This is a genomic window from Pseudomonas sp. Pseusp18, assembly GCF_059506005.1.
In genome coordinates, this window is sequence record NZ_CP169240.1 from 6,748,902 (window position 1) to 6,766,228 (window position 17,327).

General features: G+C 58.4%; 16 protein-coding genes. 6 read left to right on the forward strand and 10 right to left on the reverse strand.

The genetic code is table 11. The features are described 5' to 3' along the window. Positions 1-3: 3 nt before the first annotated feature. The 3 genes from ACEN9A_RS30590 to coxB all read right to left on the reverse strand — a co-directional run bounded on the left by ACEN9A_RS30590 (position 4) and on the right by coxB (position 3,529). Positions 4-561, reverse strand: a complete 558-nt coding sequence (locus ACEN9A_RS30590) for a cytochrome c oxidase assembly protein (protein ID WP_018927259.1) — start codon at positions 559-561, stop codon at positions 4-6. 165 nt (positions 562-726) lie between these two features. After that, positions 727-2,319 (reverse strand): cytochrome c oxidase subunit I, encoded by a 1,593-nt coding sequence (gene ctaD, locus ACEN9A_RS30595; protein ID WP_018927258.1) that lies wholly within the window; start codon positions 2,317-2,319, stop codon positions 727-729. An 82-nt stretch (positions 2,320-2,401) separates the two neighbouring features. Then, positions 2,402-3,529 carry a cytochrome c oxidase subunit II gene (gene coxB, locus ACEN9A_RS30600; RefSeq protein ID WP_019580289.1) on the reverse strand — a complete coding sequence of 376 codons (1,128 nt, stop codon included), beginning with the start codon at positions 3,527-3,529 and terminating at the stop codon, positions 2,402-2,404. 372 nt (positions 3,530-3,901) lie between these two features. On the opposite strand from coxB, the gene ACEN9A_RS30605 reads away from it, so the two are divergent. Then, positions 3,902-4,552 carry a hypothetical protein gene (locus ACEN9A_RS30605; protein WP_019580288.1) on the forward strand — a complete coding sequence of 217 codons (651 nt, stop codon included), beginning with the start codon at positions 3,902-3,904 and terminating at the stop codon, positions 4,550-4,552. A gap of 154 nt (positions 4,553-4,706) precedes the next feature. On the opposite strand, the gene ACEN9A_RS30610 is transcribed toward ACEN9A_RS30605, so the two are convergent. The 3 genes from ACEN9A_RS30610 to ACEN9A_RS30620 all read right to left on the reverse strand — a co-directional run bounded on the left by ACEN9A_RS30610 (position 4,707) and on the right by ACEN9A_RS30620 (position 8,397). After that, entirely contained in the window at positions 4,707-6,233 is a 1,527-nt protein-coding gene (locus ACEN9A_RS30610; RefSeq protein ID WP_258671826.1) for a SulP family inorganic anion transporter, read from the reverse strand. Between the two features lie 130 nt (positions 6,234-6,363). Beyond that, complete coding sequence (locus ACEN9A_RS30615) at positions 6,364-7,095, reverse strand: carbonic anhydrase (RefSeq protein WP_018927254.1); 732 nt, start codon at positions 7,093-7,095, stop codon at positions 6,364-6,366. A 243-nt stretch (positions 7,096-7,338) separates the two neighbouring features. Next, the gene (locus tag ACEN9A_RS30620) at positions 7,339-8,397 is read right to left on the reverse strand and encodes a PA0069 family radical SAM protein (protein WP_258671828.1); all 1,059 of its coding nucleotides are present in this window, start codon (positions 8,395-8,397) and stop codon (positions 7,339-7,341) included. Positions 8,398-8,639: 242 nt separating this feature from the next. On the opposite strand from ACEN9A_RS30620, the gene ACEN9A_RS30625 reads away from it, so the two are divergent. Beyond that, entirely contained in the window at positions 8,640-8,945 is a 306-nt protein-coding gene (locus tag ACEN9A_RS30625; RefSeq protein ID WP_019651194.1) for a hypothetical protein, read from the forward strand. A gap of 255 nt (positions 8,946-9,200) precedes the next feature. Next, positions 9,201-9,848: a dual specificity protein phosphatase family protein gene (locus tag ACEN9A_RS30630; protein ID WP_258671829.1), complete on the forward strand. Its 648-nt coding sequence runs from the start codon at positions 9,201-9,203 to the stop codon at positions 9,846-9,848. Positions 9,849-9,855: 7 nt separating this feature from the next. Here ACEN9A_RS30630 and ACEN9A_RS30635 read toward each other — a convergent pair whose 3' ends face one another. From ACEN9A_RS30635 to prlC, 3 genes are all read right to left on the reverse strand, one after another. After that, a complete protein-coding gene (locus tag ACEN9A_RS30635; protein WP_258671830.1) occupies positions 9,856-11,889 on the reverse strand; it encodes a M3 family metallopeptidase in 2,034 nt (677 codons plus the stop codon). A 107-nt stretch (positions 11,890-11,996) separates the two neighbouring features. Then, the gene (locus ACEN9A_RS30640) at positions 11,997-12,284 is read right to left on the reverse strand and encodes a YheV family putative zinc ribbon protein (RefSeq protein WP_019651191.1); all 288 of its coding nucleotides are present in this window, start codon (positions 12,282-12,284) and stop codon (positions 11,997-11,999) included. Further along, positions 12,281-14,371, reverse strand: a complete 2,091-nt coding sequence (prlC, locus tag ACEN9A_RS30645; protein WP_413386923.1) for an oligopeptidase A — start codon at positions 14,369-14,371, stop codon at positions 12,281-12,283. The genes ACEN9A_RS30640 and prlC overlap by 4 nt, the downstream gene beginning before the upstream one ends. A gap of 62 nt (positions 14,372-14,433) precedes the next feature. Between prlC and ACEN9A_RS30650 the strand changes: the two genes are divergently transcribed. Together ACEN9A_RS30650 and ACEN9A_RS30655 are read left to right on the forward strand one after the other, a co-directional pair. Further along, on the forward strand, positions 14,434-14,979 hold the full coding sequence (locus tag ACEN9A_RS30650; protein ID WP_007940736.1) for a gamma carbonic anhydrase family protein: 546 nt from the start codon (positions 14,434-14,436) through the stop codon (positions 14,977-14,979). Positions 14,980-15,024: 45 nt separating this feature from the next. After that, positions 15,025-15,675, forward strand: coding sequence for an HAD family hydrolase (locus tag ACEN9A_RS30655; RefSeq protein WP_258671833.1), 651 nt, complete (start codon positions 15,025-15,027; stop codon positions 15,673-15,675). A gap of 54 nt (positions 15,676-15,729) precedes the next feature. Here the strand turns inward: ACEN9A_RS30655 and ACEN9A_RS30660 are convergent, their stop codons facing one another. Beyond that, on the reverse strand, positions 15,730-16,821 hold the full coding sequence (locus tag ACEN9A_RS30660; RefSeq protein WP_258671834.1) for an aminopeptidase: 1,092 nt from the start codon (positions 16,819-16,821) through the stop codon (positions 15,730-15,732). 59 nt (positions 16,822-16,880) lie between these two features. On the opposite strand from ACEN9A_RS30660, the gene ACEN9A_RS30665 reads away from it, so the two are divergent. Continuing rightward, the gene (locus ACEN9A_RS30665) at positions 16,881-17,297 is read left to right on the forward strand and encodes a PA0061/PA0062 family lipoprotein (RefSeq protein ID WP_019651186.1); all 417 of its coding nucleotides are present in this window, start codon (positions 16,881-16,883) and stop codon (positions 17,295-17,297) included. Positions 17,298-17,327 lie beyond the last annotated feature (30 nt).

Genomic DNA, 17,327 nt, shown 5'->3' on the forward strand with positions numbered 1-17,327 from the left:
CGCCTAGCCACCTGTGCTTGCTGCAACAGCTACAGGCGGATGACGTGCGGTGATATCGAACAGCGTGTAGGACAGCGTCAGGTGCTTCACATCCTTGGGCATGTCGCGGTCAACGATGAACCGTACTGGCATCTCGATGCGTTGACCGGGCTGCAGCACTTGCTGGGTAAAGCAGAAACATTCGGTCTTGTGGAAGTACGCCGCGGCTGCACTCGGCGCGATACTCGGCACCGCCTGGGCGCTCATCGGCCGGTCGGTGGGGTTGTGGGCGATAAAAATCATCTCGTTCACCGCCCCGGGGTGCGCGGTCAGCTCATCCGTCTTGGGATAGAAATCCCAGGGCATGTCAGCGGCGTTGGTCGACAGAAACTGCACGCGAACCTGCCGCGAGGCGTCGACCGTTTGCTCGCCTTCATACTGCCCGGCGGTTTTGCCATTGATGCCGAATGCCTTGCACATCACGTCGTAGATCGGTACCAGGGCAAAGCCGAAGACAAACATCGCCGCCACCACCAGCAACAGGCGGGTGACCAGCTTCTTCATCGAGATCGAGTCAGCCATGGCTTCGAACCTTTACGCATAACCCGCTAGGAGCAGGCCCTTGTGGCGAGGGAGCTTGCTCCCGCTGGGTCGCGAAGCGGCCCCAAAAGTTTTGCGTCTGCTTCGCAGCCGAGCGGGAGCAAGCTCCCTCGCCACAAAAGCTCGCTTCCACAAAGGCCAGGGCGTTCATTTCACTTCCGGCGGTGTGGTGAAGGTGTGATACGGCGCGGGCGATGGAATGCTCCATTCCAGCCCTTCGGCACCATCCCACGGCTTGGCCGGTGCCGGCTCGCCGCCGCGAATGGTCTTGATCACGATGAACAGGAAGAAGATCTGCGTGGCACCAAACATGAACGCGCCGATCGACGACACCATGTTGAAATCGGCGAACTGCAGGTTGTAGTCCGGAATCCGCCGCGGCATGCCCGCCAGGCCCACGAAGTGCATCGGGAAGAACGCCATGTTCATGCCGATGAAAGACAGCCAGAAGTGCAGCTTGCCGAGGGTTTCGTCGTACATGTGGCCGGTCCACTTTGGCAGCCAGAAGTAAGCCGAGGCGAAGATCCCGAAGATCGCCCCCGGCACCAGCACGTAATGGAAGTGCGCGACCACGAAGTAGGTGTCCTGGTACTGGAAGTCCGCCGGGGCGATGGCCAGCATCAACCCGGAGAATCCGCCAATGGAGAACAGGATCACGAACGCCACGGCGAACAGCATCGGCGTCTCGAAGGTCAGCGAGCCTTGCCACATGGTGCTGGCCCAGTTGAACACCTTCACGCCGGTCGGTACCGCGATCAGCAGGGTGGCGTACATGAAGAACAACTCGCCCACCAGCGGAATGCCGACCACGAACATGTGGTGCGCCCAGACGATGAATGACAGGAAGGCAATACTGGCCGTGGCATAGACCATCGAGGTGTAGCCAAACAGCGGCTTGCGCGAGAACGCCGGAATGATCGAGCTGACGGCACCGAAGGCCGGCAGGATCATGATGTACACCTCGGGGTGACCGAAGAACCAGAACACGTGCTGGAACAGCACCGGGTCTCCGCCACCGGCGGCACTGAAGAAACTGGTGCCGAAGTGGATGTCCATCAGCATCATGGTCACGCAGCCGGCCAGTACCGGCATCACCGCGATCAGCAGGAACGCGGTGATCAGCCAGGTCCAGACGAACAGCGGCATTTTCATCAACGTCATGCCGGGGGCGCGCAGGTTGAGGATGGTCGCGATCACGTTGATCGCGCCCATGATCGAACTGATCCCCATCAAGTGGATGGCGAAGATGAAGAACGTCACGCTTTCCGGCGCGTAGGTGGTCGACAGCGGTGCGTAGAAGGTCCAGCCGAAGTTCGGCCCGCCACCGGGGGTGAACAGGGTCGATACCAGCAGCAGGAACGCCGCCGGCAACAGCCAGAAGCTGAAGTTGTTCATTCGCGGCAGGGCCATGTCCGGCGCGCCGATCATCAACGGGATCATCCAGTTGGCGAGGCCGACGAAGGCCGGCATCACCGCGCCGAAGACCATCACCAGACCGTGCATGGTGGTCATCTGGTTGAAGAACGCCGGTTCGACGATTTGCAATCCCGGCTGGAACAGCTCGGCGCGAATCACCATGGCGAACGAGCCGCCGAGCAGAAACATGGTGAATGCAAACCACAGGTACAGCGTGCCGATATCCTTGTGGTTGGTAGTCAACACCCAACGCATCAGGCCTTTGGCAGGGCCGTGGGCGTGGGCGGTATCGGTATGAACATGGTCATCGACTACAACAGTCATGTCCTGTCTCCTGCAAACGGCTGGGCTGGGCGAACCGGGACGTCATGCCCCGACCGATTCCTTGAGTACGCAATAGACCGGGTCATTTGCTTTCCGCCTGTTTCAGCTCCAGCACTTCTTTAGGGGTGACCATGTCGCCTTTGTTGTTGCCCCAGGCGTTACGTTCGTAGGTCACGACCGCCGCGATATCGACTTCCGAGAGCTGCTTGCCGAACGCCGCCATCGCGGTGCCGGGCTTGCCATGGAAAACCAGGCTCAGGTGAGCCTCTTTCGGCCCGGTGGCGATTTTCGAGCCCTTGAGTGCCGGGAACATCGGCGGCAGGCCCTGGCCTTCGGCCTGGTGACAGGCCACGCAAGTGGTGTGATAAATCTTGTCGCCGCGCTCCTTGAGCTCGTCGAGGGTCCATTCCTTGCTGGTCAGCTCTTTGAGTTGCGCGGCTTCCGCCTTGCGCTCGCCCAGCCATTTTTCGTAGTCGGCCTTTTCCTTGACCTCGACCACGATCGGCATGAAGCCGTGGTCCTTGCCGCACAGCTCGGCGCACTGGCCACGGTAGATGCCGGGCTTGTCGACACGGGTCCAGGATTCATTGACGAAGCCCGGAATCGCATCGCGCTTGACTGCGAAGGCCGGCACCCACCAAGAGTGGATGACGTCGGCGGAGGTCACCAGAAAACGCACCTTGGCACCGATCGGCAGCACCAGTGGCTTGTCGACCTCCAGCAGGTAATGTTCGCCCTTGGCTTCCTTGTTGTGGATCTGATCGGCGGGGGTAGTCAGGTTGCTGAAAAATTCGACGTCCTGACCCAGGTATTTGTAATGCCACTTCCACTGATAGCCGGTGACCTGGATATCGATATCCGGCTCAGTGTTGTCGTACATCTTGATCAGTGTGGCGGTTGCGGGGACCGCCATGGCCACCAGAATAAGCAGGGGCACGATGGTCCAGAGGATTTCAACGGTGGTGCTTTCATGAAATTTTGCGGCCACCTGCCCGGTCGAGCGGCGGTGGATCATCATCGACCAGAACATGGCGCCGAAGACGATGATGCCGATCACCACACAGATCCAGAAAATGGTCATGTGCAGATCGAATACTGCGTGACTGATCTCAGTCGCTCCAGGCGCCATATTGACAGTCCAGGCCGCTTGCGCCTGACTGAAAATCGACCACAACAGGAGGCCCATCCAGACATGTGGATGTCGCATCATTGCGGGTTCCCCTTATCGTTCTTGTTATCCCGTAGGCGTAACGCCTGCGGCAAGGGAGCGGCTTTTTCAGACCACGAACTTGAATCGCCGAGCCTTGCTGCATATGCAGTCGGGTGTCATCAGCTAACTCCATTCAGAACCGAGTATAGACAGCGAGTGCCACCTCGCAACGCGATGGGGTAAATCAGCTGAAACAGGTTGGACTTGCGTTCCAGGTCACGAATGGAGAAGGATGCAGACGAGTGGTGGCAAATCGATATAACGCAGGCGTCTCAAGAATGAAATAATTATGACAAATGCGTCTTAGCCTTTTTCCTGAGCCAGCTAAGTTATGTCTTCCCTATTTCATTGCCTTTGTTTCCTGGAGTTTTCATGAACACCGCCGCATTGCGCGAGCAGATCCAAAAAGCCCTGCAACACGAGGCCGAGACCGGCCTGCTGACTCGTCAGCTTGAAACCCAACTGCCGCACCTTCACTCCGCCATCCAATTGCCGGATGTCGACGCCAACGGCGTGATGACGCGTTTTGTGGCCGCGTATATAGAACAAGTGCCAGACCTGCTGGATGCAGCCAATGAAGTCGCCAGGGAAGCGGGCATCGAATCGCAGATCAAGCCGGTGCTGACAATCGCCGAGCAGTTCTTCCTCCAGCCGCCGGCGATCATGGCCGGTCACGTTGGCCTGGACAGCCTGCTGGACGAAGCTTATCTGGCGCACCGCCTGGTCGAAGAGGTCAACGACCTGTACATCAAGCATTTTGGCCAGCCATTGATCCCCTTGGACATGACTGTCGCCAACCTGATTGCCCACCAATTGATTGGCGAGGAATTTGCCAACCAACTGGATGAGGCGGTGCATCACGCCGTGGACGAGATGCTTGACGATGAAAGTTTCGCGCTGGAGTCGGTGGAGGCCTACCGCGAGAAACTCAACAGCCCGGACACCGGCGCCGCGTGGAAGCGCTGGCCGTGCCTGTCGCGCCAATTGGGCGTGGAACTGGAGCTGGATCAGCCAGCGGCTTGATCCAACGGTAAGAACCGAATACCTGTGTGGCGAGCTTGTGGCGAGGGGGCTTGCCCCCGTTGGGCCGCGGAGCGGCCCCAAAAGCTTTGCGACTGCTTCGCAGCCGAACGGGGGCGAGCCCCCTCGCCACAGAAGCTCGCTCCCACACTGTTATCTATCCGGCGGAACCTACGCCCGTCGTGGTCCGCAACCGTCCTTCCAATCTGCGCTTCAACCCCCGCGCTTCAATCAACAGCTTCGAACCCTTGGCCGCATTGGCCCGGCCCCACTCCTCCAGCAACTCAAGGCACGAGTGATCGATGTAGCTCAGGTTATTGAGCGGCACATGCACCGTCGCGCCTGCCGGGATGCTCCCCAGCACCTGGGTCAACGCCGGCACCTTGAGGAAGGTCGCCGCCCCCACCAGTCGAAGTTCCATCTCGCCGTCCGCCGGCAGATCGATCAGGCTGATTTTCAGTCGCGAAGCCTTCCAGGCCAGTTTGGCCAACGTCAGGCCGAAGCCGATCAGCACACCGGTCAGCAGGTCGGTGAAGATGATTGCCAGTGCGGTCGCCGCATAGGTGAACATCGGCATCCGGCCATAACGGCCCAGGCCGCGAAAGGCCTTGAGGTCTACCAGTTTGAAACCGGTGTAAACCAGCACGCCCGCCAGACTCGCCACCGGAATGCTTTGCAGCACGCTCGATAGCAGCAGCACGAAAGCCAGCAGCCACAGGCCATGGAACACTGTCGACAGACGGGTGGTGGCGCCGGCTTGAACGTTGGCCGAGCTGCGTACGATCACCCCGGTCATCGGCAGCGCGCCGAGCAGACCACACAACATGTTGCCCACACCTTGTGCCGACAATTCGCGGTCGAAGTCCGAGCGTTGACCGCTGTGCATGCGATCCACGGCGGCGGCCGAGAGCAGGGTTTCGGCGCTGGCGATAAAGGCCACGGCGAAGGCGGCGATCAGCAGGGTTGGGTCAGCCAGGTTGAGCAGATCCGCCGGACGTAGCCAATCGATGGCCTCCGCGAGGTTAGCCGGGACCTCCACACGTTTGACCTGCAAGGCGAGCGCCAGGCTGACGATCGTTGCCAGGCCGACCCCGAGCAATGCACCGGGAACGAAACGCAGGGAATGCGGGCGGAATTTTTCCCACAGCCACATCACGGCAATGGTCGACAGCCCGAGCAAGCCCGCCTGCCAGCCAAACGAAGGCAAAGCCTGAATCACCGCAGCGGGGAAAGCCGCCAGGTTATCCAGCCCCGAGGGCTTGGGCACGGCATCGAGCATTACGTGCACCTGTGACAGCACGATCAACACACCGATACCGGCGAGCATGCCGTACACCACAGCCGGCGCCGTGACCCGAAACCAGCAACCCAGTTTCAAACGCCCGGCCACCAATTGCAGAAAACCCGCCAGCAGCAGGATCGGCCCGAGCATGGCGATACCATGCTGGCGCACCAGTTCGAACACCAATACCGCCAGACCCGCCGCCGGGCCGCTGACTTGCAACGGTGAACCGGCAAGCCAGCCAACTACCAGCCCACCGATGATGCCGGTGATCAGGCCTTTGGCCGGTGGCAGCCCGGAGGCGATGGCGATGCCCATGCACAAAGGCAGGGCAACCAGAAACACAACCACCGAAGCCAGCAGCTCCCGTGGCAGAACAGCTTTTAATTGAGCGGCACGCATGGTGACTCTCCCGAAGTTTTCTTCAGGCATGGCAAAGCCGGGCTGCCTGATCAGCAGCCTCGGCTAAACCACACAGGGATCTGTTGACCTGTCTCGCAAACGTTGTTGTGAGACAGGCTACGAAGAGGATTTAGAAGCGCGCTTTGGGCGTCGCCACCGGAATCGGATGGCTGCCATCGAGCGGCAGGAAACAACCCTGATCCGCGTCGTAAGCCTGGATTTCGCTGGTTTCGATGTTGTACACCCAACCATGGATAAACAGCTGACCGTTGGCCATGCGCGAGGCCACCGACGGGTGCGTGCGCAAATGTTGCAACTGAGCGATCACATTCTCTTCGGTAAGGATGTGCATGCTCTCGCTTTCATTCGAGCAATGGCAGTTGTCCTGAACCATGGTTTTCGCCACTTCCGCATGGCGCAGCCAGGCTTTGACCGTAGGCATCTTTTCCAGGCTCTGCGGGTTGAGTACTGCGCGCATGGCGCCACAGTCGGAGTGGCCGCAGATGATGATGTGCTGCACGCCGAGCGCCAGCACTGCGTATTCGATGGCTGTGGAAACACCACCGTTCATTTGCCCATAAGGCGGCACGACGTTGCCGACGTTACGGGTGACGAACAGGTCGCCGGGGGCGCTTTGGGTGATCAGCTCGGGAACAATGCGCGAATCGGCGCACGCGATGAACATCGCCCGAGGCCGCTGGGCCGTGGCGAGTTTTTTGAAGAGTTCTTCCTGCTGCGGAAAGATCTCGTGATGAAAATGCAAAAAGCCGTCAACGATATGCTGCAGCGCTGCATCGGCGGTTTCCGCCTCGGGTTGGGCTGAAGCCGACGCAGCCAAAGGCTGTTTATCCTTGTCACTCATGATTCATCCTCTTTGGCGGAGTAAGGGAATTTTCCCGTTTTGTCCGATGTGAAGCCAGTGGCTGTATAAAAAACATCCAGGTCGAAAAGCAGACCCATCAGTCACTCGATGAACAAGGTAGCGGCCGAAGCTTAACTCAAACTGAATCAAGCGCTCTAGAACGTGCGTTCCAGGTCATAAGAAATATGACCAGCTTGAACGCGACGTACTTTTTTCACTACTCCACCATAGGTCCAATGGTCCTTAAATCAATGACATCTGGCGACCCGGCGGACAAAAGGCTTTGCAGTCCAGATCGAAACCTTCCCGACGGTTGAGCCCCAGGCGCTTGATGGTTTTGGCAAAACGCTGCGCCAGCATATCGGCAAATGGTCCTTCACCGCGCATACGGGCGCCAAACCGACTGTCGTAAAGCTCCCCACCACGGCTCTGGCGGATCAGGCTCAACACATGAGCTGCACGCTGAGGATAGTGGGCGGCCAGCCACTCTTCGAACAGCGGCGCCACTTCCAGCGGCAGGCGCAACATCATGTAAGCCGCAGTTTGCGCTCCGGCCGCATGGGCTTCAGTCAGCAGGCTTTCGAGTTCGCTGTCGTTGATCATCGGAATCATCGGTGAACACAAGACACCCACCGGAATCCCCGCTTCACGCATTACCCGGATCGCCCGCAGTCGTGCCTTGGGCGCAGCCGTACGGGGTTCGAGGATGCGTTTGAGCTCATCGTCCAGAGTGGTGAGGCTGATCATTACCGCCACCAGTCGTTGTTCGGCGAGTTCGGTCAGCAAGTCCAGATCGCGCAGAATCAGCGAGCCCTTGGTGATGATGGTCACCGGATGACGATAGCGCAGCAGCACCTCGAGGGTCCTGCGGGTGATTTTGTATTCACGCTCGATCGGCTGATAAGGATCGGTGTTGGAGCCCAGGTTGATCGGCGCGCATTGATAGCCGCGTTTGGACAGTTGCTCTTCCAGCACATCGGCGGCGTTGGTCTTGGCGATCAGTCTGGTTTCGAAATCCAGCCCTGGCGACATGTCCCAGTAGGCGTGGCTGGGCCGAGCGTAGCAATAGATACAGCCATGCTCGCAGCCACGATAGGGATTGATCGAGCGGTCGAAGGGCAAGTCCGGCGAGTTGTTGCGGGTAATGATGGTCTTCGCCGTCTCGATGCGCACCTCGGTGCCTTGGGTGATCGGCGCTTCCTGATACCAGCCGTCATCCTCGGCCACCGAACGGTTCGGTGCGAAACGGTTGTGCGGGTTGGTGGCGGTGCCGCGACCGCGGGGTGGCAGAGGCGTGTTCATCGATAAAAACCCATTGACTGTATGTGCATACAGTATCAAGGGGGCAAGCGACAAGCCAGTGCCGTTCGGCGAGTGAATGTCGGAGATTATATAAAGGAACTAACAAGACAAGTTTATGGATCAAGCGCATCGCGCAACTGTCATCACCGGAAATATATATCAAGTAGCGCAATTACAAAGGCTGTTAGTACTATCCTCGTCACACGAAGTTGTCGTGAATTATTAATTAAAAGGATTTAGTCATGTCGTTTTTTAATCAGCGTGGTATTTTTTTGCAACTGTTGGCGCCCAGCATAACCAATCCTCGCGAAGCACAAGTATCGATGCAGCTTGCCCGTAAAGAGCTGGGATGGGATGCGGTAAATGAAGTGCAGACAGAGGCACTGGTCGATTCCGTTTATGTGACAGCGGTTTCCAGCGATGGTGGTCAGTCCTTCACGATCAAGACCATTAACAGCGATGTGGACGGTGATGGCGATATCGATGGTGACGACAAGGCAAAACTGCTGGCCTTGGCCAAGGCTTATTCCAGTATCGTAAATCCCTGAAGTTGATAGTTGTTGCCAGGCCTGCATGAGACTCCATGCAGGCCTGGTTTTATCGGTGTCTATTAACTCAAGGTCTTGCCGGATAGTGTCTCTCAGTCAACTAGCGATGTCGGACAGTCCGGCTGATCTGAATGACAACCAGCCTCGGGCATTTGCTGTTCTATTCACGATTCTTTGACAGTGCCCTCACAGGTCTTTGACTGTCCCGAGTTCAGGCTGTCGATCACTTATCCATCACTTCACGGTCGCCTGAGCATGTCCCTACTGCGCCTTCTACCTGCGACGTTTCTTTTGTCGCTGGCCGCACTTTTCAACCTGACGCTGGCCCACGCTGATGACGCTGCTCTATCCCGGCCTGCGGACTGGGCTCAATCGGTGGAGGTTCAGTACAACCTTTATCAGATGTCCCCGACTCTCTATCGCAGTGCGTTGCCGGACAAGGGGGCGGTGCCGTTGCTGGAAAAACTCAAGGTCGCTACCGTCATCAACTTCCTGCCTGAACCGGACTCAAGCTGGTTGTCCAACCCCGGAATCACCCAGATACAGCTGCCCTACCGCACCAATCACGTAGATGACAGTGATGTGCTCAAGGCCATTCGCGCGATTCAGACCGCCGAGGCCAAAGGCCCTGTGCTTATGCACTGCAAACACGGCTCGGATCGCACCGGCCTGATGGCGGCGATGTACCGGGTGGTGGTGCAGGGCTGGAGTAAGGAAGATGCGCTGAGTGAAATGACTCAGGGCGGTTTTGGCGATAGCACCCACTTCAAGGACGGCATTCGCTACATGATGCAGGCCGATGTCGACAAACTTCGTACGGCGCTGGCCAATGGTGAGTGCAGCACAAGTCCGTTTGCCATGTGTTCGATGAAGAGTTGGTTCAACTCGGCTCACATCGAGTAATCGCGCCTCAGCTACCTACTGCGACTGGGAAAAGATCCTCGGCAAGTGGCCGTTCCAGAAACGCCTCTAGAGATAACAGCAGAGAGTGTGAATCCCCAGGTGAAAAAATGGCTTCGCGAAAGGCCTTACCTGTTTGGATATTGAAAACCCAATCTCGCTCAAAGCGTTTGAAGGCTTCGGTGGCTAGTACATCTGACCAGTTGTAGGCGTAAACCGAGGCGCCGTAACCGGTCACCATATAATCGAAACTGTTGGCGAGCCGGCTATAGGAAGACAGTTTCAAGTGAGGAATTTCCCGCTGTACGTCTTCGAATACCCGCTGAACGCTACGGCCATCACCCTGAGAGCGGTGCAATTGGAAATCAAATAAGCCAGCCATCAGCAATCGGGCTGTCTGCCAGCTGCTATGGGCTTGAAGCGATGTCAGTGCTTTATCGATTTGAGCCTCGGTCAAGCGTTCACCGGTGCGGTGGTGGGCCGCCAGCCACTGTAGAAACTCTCGTGAGAAACACCAGCGTTCGAATAGTTGGCCGGCAAATTCCGCCGTGTCGCGTCCCAGCTGGGAGATGCCTGAAAGGGTGTAATGCGGTGAACGAGTCAGGGTGTGGTGCAGGCAGTGGCCAAATTCATGGAAAAGTACCCGCAGATCCAGATGGGTCAGCAAACAAGGTTGATCAGCCAAGACCTCCGTGAAGTTGGCGTGAATAACGGCAATTGGCAGGGTCAACCGGCCTTCGGCGTCCACTCGCCGGTTGCGCGGTGTTGCGGTCCATGGAAAGTCAGGAGCCTCCTTGCGATGGAACGGGTCGAGGTAAATATGCCCGACCACCTGCCCGTGCTCGCTGACTTCAAACAGACGGACACTGTCATGCCAGCGGCTGAACGTTGTTTGTTCAACGATCCGAATTCCGAACATGCGCTCGCTGAACAGGCAGATTCGGCGCAGGGTTGCGTCCAGGGGAAAATAATCGCGCAGGCTTTTCAGGGGCGTATCGAGGTATTGCTGACGCAGCTTTTCGGCGAGAAACTCGTGGTCCCAGGGCTGTACCTCAGCGATACCCTGGCTGGCTGCGAAAGTCTTGAGCATTTGCGCATCCTCCTCGAAACTCGATGTTTTCAGCGCCACTTGTCGACGCAGGAATCCGCTGACCTGTGCGGTTGAGTCCGCCATCCGGTTCGCCAGGCTCAATTGGGCAAAGTTTTCATACCCTAGCAGTTGGGCTTTGCGATGACGCTGAACCAACAGCGATTTCAATACCGGTCCATTATCGAATTGTCCGGCGTGCGGGCCCTGATCGGAGGCTCGAGTGTTGAAGGCAACGAAATACTCTTCACGCAGGGGGCGGTCTTCGGCATAGGCCATGACTTGATTGCAGGTGTCCTGATCCAGGGTTATCAGCCAGCACTCATGCCCAGCCTGCCGTGCGTTGAGTGCCAGACGATCTTTGGTCGCCAGGGGTAAACCGTTGAGTTGAGCGACATTGTCGATACGCTTGCTCCAGGCCGAACTTGCATTCTCCAGGTTCTTTAGAAACAGGCTCTCGAGCGCGCTGATTTCGCGATTCAGGTGAGCAAGTTGTTGCTGTTGATCGAGGGGCAACTCGATTCCAGAGAAACGAAACCTGCGCAGAATCTTGTTCAGCACGGCTTTGCGAGACTCATCGAAACTTGCGGCGATCGGGCTTTGTGCAAGCTTTTGATAGGCTCGGAACAGCGCCTGATTGCTCATTTTTTCGGTTTTGTACTGCGCCATGGCATCACGACATGCATCGATTGCCAGCTCCCAGGTGTCACCTTCGTGCTTCACCATGGCGAGGGTTTCGATGATGCCCATGGCTTCAGCCAAGCGTGCATCGGTGTCATCGACCGCCAGCACAAGGTCGTCCCAGGTCGGGAATGTTGATTGGGTGGCGATGATGTCGGGAATGGCCTGACGGTTGTCGCTGATGATTCTTTCGATGGCCGGCACGAGATGCTCGGCGCGAACGTGCGAATAGGGCGGCAGGTCCCAGTGCTGCAGAAGCGGATTGGTATCTGGCATGGTGTCTTCCTTGACTGGAGGCTGAATGTGCTCAGCCTAAAAGGAAGCGCAGGGGAAAGGTGGTAGATAGATACCACCTTCCACGGGAGTGAAAGGTGGTGTTCCAGTCAGTTTTGCTCGTCAGGCTTTTTCTTCAGCTTCGGGTTCGGGAAAAACTGTACGGCCTGAACCTTGGCGTCCGGCACCTTGAGTGCCGAGGTGTTAACCCGGGTGCCCAATTCCTTGGGCACCGACAGACCTTGTTCATTCAGCGTGTCGGAATAACCGCAGGCTACGCATTCGCGATGCGGAACGGTGTCTTCGTTCCACATCATCAATTTGTCCGGCTCGCTGCAGGCCGGGCAGACCGCCCCGGCGATAAAGCGTTTTTTGGTAATCACAGGTCCCTCACTCATGCTGCCGCGTCCTCGGTCAGGCCGCTGTGGCGCAAGAGTGCGTCAATCGATGGCGCACGGCCACGGAAGTCGACGAACAGCACCATCGGTTCCTGGGAACCACCTCGTGCCAGGATCGCTTCGCGGAAGGCACGACCGGTCTGGGCATTGAGCACGCCGTCTTCTTCGAACTTCGAGAAGGCATCGGCCGACAACACTTCAGCCCACTTGTAGCTGTAGTAACCCGCTGCGTAACCACCGGCGAAGATGTGAGCGAAGCTGTTGGGGAAACGGTTGTAGGCCGGTGGACGCATGACCGAAACCTCATCACGCACGCCTTCGAGCACTTGCAGCACGCTGCGGCCGTCGCCGTGGGTGGCGTGCAGCTCGAAGTCGAACAGCGAGAACTCCAGTTGGCGGACCATCATCAGGCCGGACTGGAAGTTCTTCGCCGCGAGCATTTTCTCCAGCAGATCCTGAGGCAACGGTTTGCCGGTTTCGTAGTGACCGGAAATCAGTGCCAGACCTTCCGGCTCCCAGCACCAGTTTTCCATGAACTGGCTTGGCAGCTCGACCGCATCCCAGGCCACGCCGTTGATGCCGGATACGCCAGCGTGCTCGACACGGGTCAGCAGGTGATGCAGGCCGTGACCGAATTCATGGAACAGGGTGGTCACTTCGTCGTGGGTCAGCAGGGCTGGTTTACCGCTGTCGGCTGGGGTGAAGTTGCACACCAGGTTCGCCACCGGGCTTTGCAGCACACCATTGATTGTGCGGCGGTGATCGCGGGCGCCGTCCATCCAGGCACCGCCACGCTTGTTGGCGCGGGCATAGAGGTCGAAGAAGAAGCGGCCGACGTGCTGGCCGTTTTCCTTGATTTCGAACAGGCGAACATCCGGGTGCCAGGTATCGAAGCCTTTCAGCTCGGCGATCTCGATGCCGTACAGGCGCTGGACGATGGCGAACAGCCCACCCAGAACCTTGTCGATCGGGAAGTACGCGCGAAGGGTTTCCTGGGCGACGCTGTAGCGTTGCTCGCGAAGTTTTTCACCGTAGAAACCGCTGTCCCAGCTTTGCAGGTCCGGGCAACCCTGTTCGGCGGCGTAGGCCTTGAGCTGCTCCAGATCTCGGACGGCGAACGGCTTGCTGCGCTTGGCCAGGTCGCGCAGGAAACTGAGTACCTGATCGCTGGATTCGGCCATTTTGGTCGCCAGGCTCAGCTCCGAGAAGCTGGTGAAGCCCAACAGTTTTGCCAGTTCCTGACGCAGGTCGAGGATTTCTTCCATAACCGGGCCGTTATCGTTCTGACCGGCATTCGGGCCTTGGTCCGACGCACGGGTGCAGTAGGCGGCGTAGACTTCTTCGCGCAGGGCACGGTCCTGGGCGTAGGTCATCACCGCGTAGTAACTCGGGAATTCCAGGGTGATCAGCCAGCCGTCGAGGTCTTTGGCTTGCGCGGCGGCGGCCATTTGCGCCTTGGCCGAATCGGTCAGGCCGGCGAGGGCGGCCTCGTCAGTGATGTGCTTGGTCCAGGCCTGGGTGGCGTCGAGCAACTGGTTGGAGAAGCGACTGCCCAGCTCCGACAGTTTGCTCTGCACGTCGGCGTAACGTTTTTGTTCGGCTTCAGGCAAGTCGATACCCGACAGGCGGAAGTCACGCAGGGCATGCTCCAGGATGGTTTTCTGCGCCACGTCGAAACCGGCGGCCTCAGGACTGTTCGCCAGCGCTTCATAGGCCTGAAACAGTTCACGGTTCTGGCCCAGCTCGGTGGCGTAGGCGCTCAGGGCCGGCAGGCAGGACTCGTAAGCCTCGCGCAACTCAGCGCTGTTGCACACGGCATTGAGGTGGCTGACCGGGCTCCAGGCGGCGCCCAGACGATCGTTGAGTTCGTCCATCGCCAGCACCAAGCCGGCCCAGGTCGGTTGTTTGGCCTGAGTCTTGAGGATTTCGACAATGGCGGCGCGGTTGTCAGCCAGGATTTTTTCAATGGCCGGTTGCACGTGTTCGGCACGGATCGCCGAGAACGGCGGCAGGTCGTAGGACTGCAGAAGAGGGTTGTTCACGCTCACGGTTGGCACCTTGGCTGGAAAACATGCGGGAAGAAACATGCGCCCATCTTAATTACAATCGACGCTCACCGCAGCTATCGGCAACAGAGAGAAACCCTATCGTGACCCTTCGCAAGTATCAGAACTACACGCCGCTGCTGGGCAAAGGCGCTTTTGTCGACGGCTCGGCAGTGGTGATCGGCGACGTCGAAATCGGCGAAGACAGCTCCGTCTGGCCGCTGACGGTGATCCGCGGCGACATGCATCGCATCCGGATCGGTGCGCGTACCAGCGTGCAGGACGGCTGTGTGTTGCACATCACCCATGCAGGGCCATTCAACCCCGATGGCTTTCCGTTACTGATCGGTGACGATGTAACCATCGCGCATAAAGTCATGCTTCATGGTTGCGCCGTGGGCAACCGGATTCTGATCGGCATGGGCAGCATCGTCATGGACGGTGCGGTGGTCGAGGACGATGTGATCATCGGCGCCGGTAGCCTGGTGCCACCGGGTAAGCGCCTGGAAAGCGGTTTTCTTTATGTCGGGAGCCCGGTGAAGCAGATCCGGCCGCTGACGGACAAGGAAAAAGCCTTTTTCACCTACAGCGCGGCGAATTACGTGAAGCTCAAGGACCTGCATCTGGCCGAAGGCTACGACCAGCTCTAAGCCTCTTGATAACGGAAAGCGTCTCGCTATTGCTCAGGAATTTCCATGCATTACCAAACCGTATTGTTCGACCTCGATGGCACGCTGACCGACCCGCGCGAAGGCATCACCCGCTCCATCCAGTTCGCCCTGAGCAAACTGGGTATCGATGAACCGGACCTGACCAGGCTCGAACATTTCATTGGCCCGCCATTGTTGCAGGCGTTCATGCAGTTCTATGACTTCGACGAACCCAAGGCCTGGGAGGCAGTGAACTTCTATCGTGAACGCTTCAAGGTCACCGGCCTGTATGAAAACCGCGTGTTCGACGGCGTCACGCCTCTACTGGAAACCCTCGGTGGCCAAGGGCGGCAGCTGTACATCGCGACCTCCAAGCCATGGGTTTTCGCCCGGGAAATTGCCCGGCACTTCGACTTCGCCAAGCATTTCAAGATGATTTATGGCAGTGAGCTGGATGGCACGCGGACCAACAAGGTCGAGCTGATTGCACACTTGATGGCCGAAGAAGGTCTCGACCCGGCCAATACGCTGATGATCGGCGACCGTAAGCACGACCTGATCGGTGCCCGCAGCAATGGGCTGGACGCGGCAGCGGTGGGTTATGGGTTTGGCAGCCGGGAAGAATTGAGCGCCGAAGCACCGGCGTATCACTTCGAGACGCTGGGTGAGTTGCATCAGGCGTTTCTGCAGCGCTGATCAAATCCCTTCGCGGGCAAGTCGGATCGCCGCACCGCCTGCGAAGGGGCCCGTTCAGCCACCGGAATTCGCTGATCCTGCCAACGCCCTCAACGCCGCCTTGCGCTCCCCAACCGGCAACGTGCCCACCTTCTCCACTGCCGCATAAAACCTCACCCAATCACCATCGACCTGCCTGAACAGTGTGGTAAACGCTGGCACCCACTGGTCATACAAACCAAACGGCAATAATCGGGCGTTGTTCATCGGGGCGTTGATCCATGCATCGTAGCGATTGTTGCCAGCCCATTGGCTGTCACGCAGGGTCCTGTACTCACGGCGCAATTGTTCGAACTCGGCCGCTTTTCGCTCACGCATTTGGTCGGCCGGCAGCGGCAGGGCGTAAAGCCGTTCAAGCCGGGTGCGGGTGTCCAGAATCAATTGGATGAACTGGTCGCGTTGGCGTACCAACGCTCCATTATCCGGCGGCATGTCTCGGAATGCGCGCCATTGGCGAGTGCCTTCCTGTTCGACGAACGTGGCGAAGGACTCGTTGAACTCGGTGTCGTCTTTCACATAAAAACGTTGGTGCGCGAGTTCGTGAAAAATCAGCGTGGCCAACCGTTCGTCGCCCCACGCCATCATCGAGCTAATAATCGGATCGTTGAACCAACCGAGCGTCGAATAGGCCTCGACGCCGCCGATCGACACGTCCATACCTTGCAGGCGTTGCAAGGCGGCCTCGCCGCGAGCAGCGCTCTGACTGTAAAAACCGCGATAAGCGACGCAGCCGGCAACGGGGAAGCAATGGTTCTGTGGCTTCAGCGAAAACTCCGGCGTGGCGAAGACATTCCAGACCACATATGGCCGGCCGATGTCGGCGTACAAGCGGTAGCTCTGGTTGTCCGGCAGATGCAGGTGTTGGCTGGCGAACGTTCGGGCCTTTTGTGACTGGGCCAGATGCGCACGCAATTGCCGATCGCGGGCGGGATCGGCAATCACATTGGCAACCGGCTCCCGAGCCCGCAGCAAGTGCAGCTGACCACTGGCCAATTGGCCGTAATAGCTGACGCTCGCGCAGCCGTTGAGCAACAAAAGAATCACACCCGGAAACAAAATGCGTAAAACGCGATCAAGTAACCCAAGGCTTGGACGCGGCCTGATCAAAATAAAAAAATCCCTGGAAAGTCTGCCCGCAAGACTATCCCGCCTATTGGAGCTCCGCTATGCGCAAATTGATGCTGACGGGAGGCCTGCTGATGCTGGCCGGCTGTGCCGGATTGCCTACCCCTGATCCTTCCCAGGCTTGGATCGATCTGGACTCACGGCAGGAAGATACCGCGCTGCAAGCGCTGGAAGTCGATAACAAGACTTCCATCGACAAGCGCTACTTCCAGGTGCAGCCCGGCAGCCATGAGCTGAAGGTTCGCTACTTGTTCGCGGTCCAGCCGACCAACATTGGCCCCGACGCAGAGCCGCTGTGGCGCGACTGCCAGTTGAATGTGAAATTCAAGGACTTCAACGCCGGGCAGCGGTATCAGCTGCAAGCGGGGAATATCGGCTTTCGGCCGTGGGCAAAGCTCTATGACCAGCAGCGAAAAGTGATTGGGCAGGGTAAGCCAGCGGGCTGCCAACGCACCTGATCGGCGCTATGCTGAATGACCAGTCCTTGG

Excerpts from the sequence above, each read along its gene's own strand:
- ACEN9A_RS30590 (WP_018927259.1), bottom strand. The coding sequence starts at position 561 with ATGGCTGACTCGATCTCGATGAAGAAGCTGGTCACCCGCCTGTTGCTG.
- ctaD (WP_018927258.1), bottom strand. The coding sequence starts at position 2,319 with ATGACTGTTGTAGTCGATGACCATGTTCATACCGATACCGCCCACGCC.
- coxB (WP_019580289.1), bottom strand. The coding sequence starts at position 3,529 with ATGATGCGACATCCACATGTCTGGATGGGCCTCCTGTTGTGGTCGATT.
- ACEN9A_RS30605 (WP_019580288.1), top strand. The coding sequence starts at position 3,902 with ATGAACACCGCCGCATTGCGCGAGCAGATCCAAAAAGCCCTGCAACAC.
- ACEN9A_RS30610 (WP_258671826.1), bottom strand. The coding sequence starts at position 6,233 with ATGCGTGCCGCTCAATTAAAAGCTGTTCTGCCACGGGAGCTGCTGGCT.
- ACEN9A_RS30615 (WP_018927254.1), bottom strand. The coding sequence starts at position 7,095 with ATGAGTGACAAGGATAAACAGCCTTTGGCTGCGTCGGCTTCAGCCCAA.
- ACEN9A_RS30620 (WP_258671828.1), bottom strand. The coding sequence starts at position 8,397 with ATGAACACGCCTCTGCCACCCCGCGGTCGCGGCACCGCCACCAACCCG.
- ACEN9A_RS30625 (WP_019651194.1), top strand. The coding sequence starts at position 8,640 with ATGTCGTTTTTTAATCAGCGTGGTATTTTTTTGCAACTGTTGGCGCCC.
- ACEN9A_RS30630 (WP_258671829.1), top strand. The coding sequence starts at position 9,201 with ATGTCCCTACTGCGCCTTCTACCTGCGACGTTTCTTTTGTCGCTGGCC.
- ACEN9A_RS30635 (WP_258671830.1), bottom strand. The coding sequence starts at position 11,889 with ATGCCAGATACCAATCCGCTTCTGCAGCACTGGGACCTGCCGCCCTAT.
- ACEN9A_RS30640 (WP_019651191.1), bottom strand. The coding sequence starts at position 12,284 with ATGAGTGAGGGACCTGTGATTACCAAAAAACGCTTTATCGCCGGGGCG.
- prlC (WP_413386923.1), bottom strand. The coding sequence starts at position 14,371 with ATGTTTCTTCCCGCATGTTTTCCAGCCAAGGTGCCAACCGTGAGCGTG.
- ACEN9A_RS30655 (WP_258671833.1), top strand. The coding sequence starts at position 15,025 with ATGCATTACCAAACCGTATTGTTCGACCTCGATGGCACGCTGACCGAC.
- ACEN9A_RS30665 (WP_019651186.1), top strand. The coding sequence starts at position 16,881 with ATGCGCAAATTGATGCTGACGGGAGGCCTGCTGATGCTGGCCGGCTGT.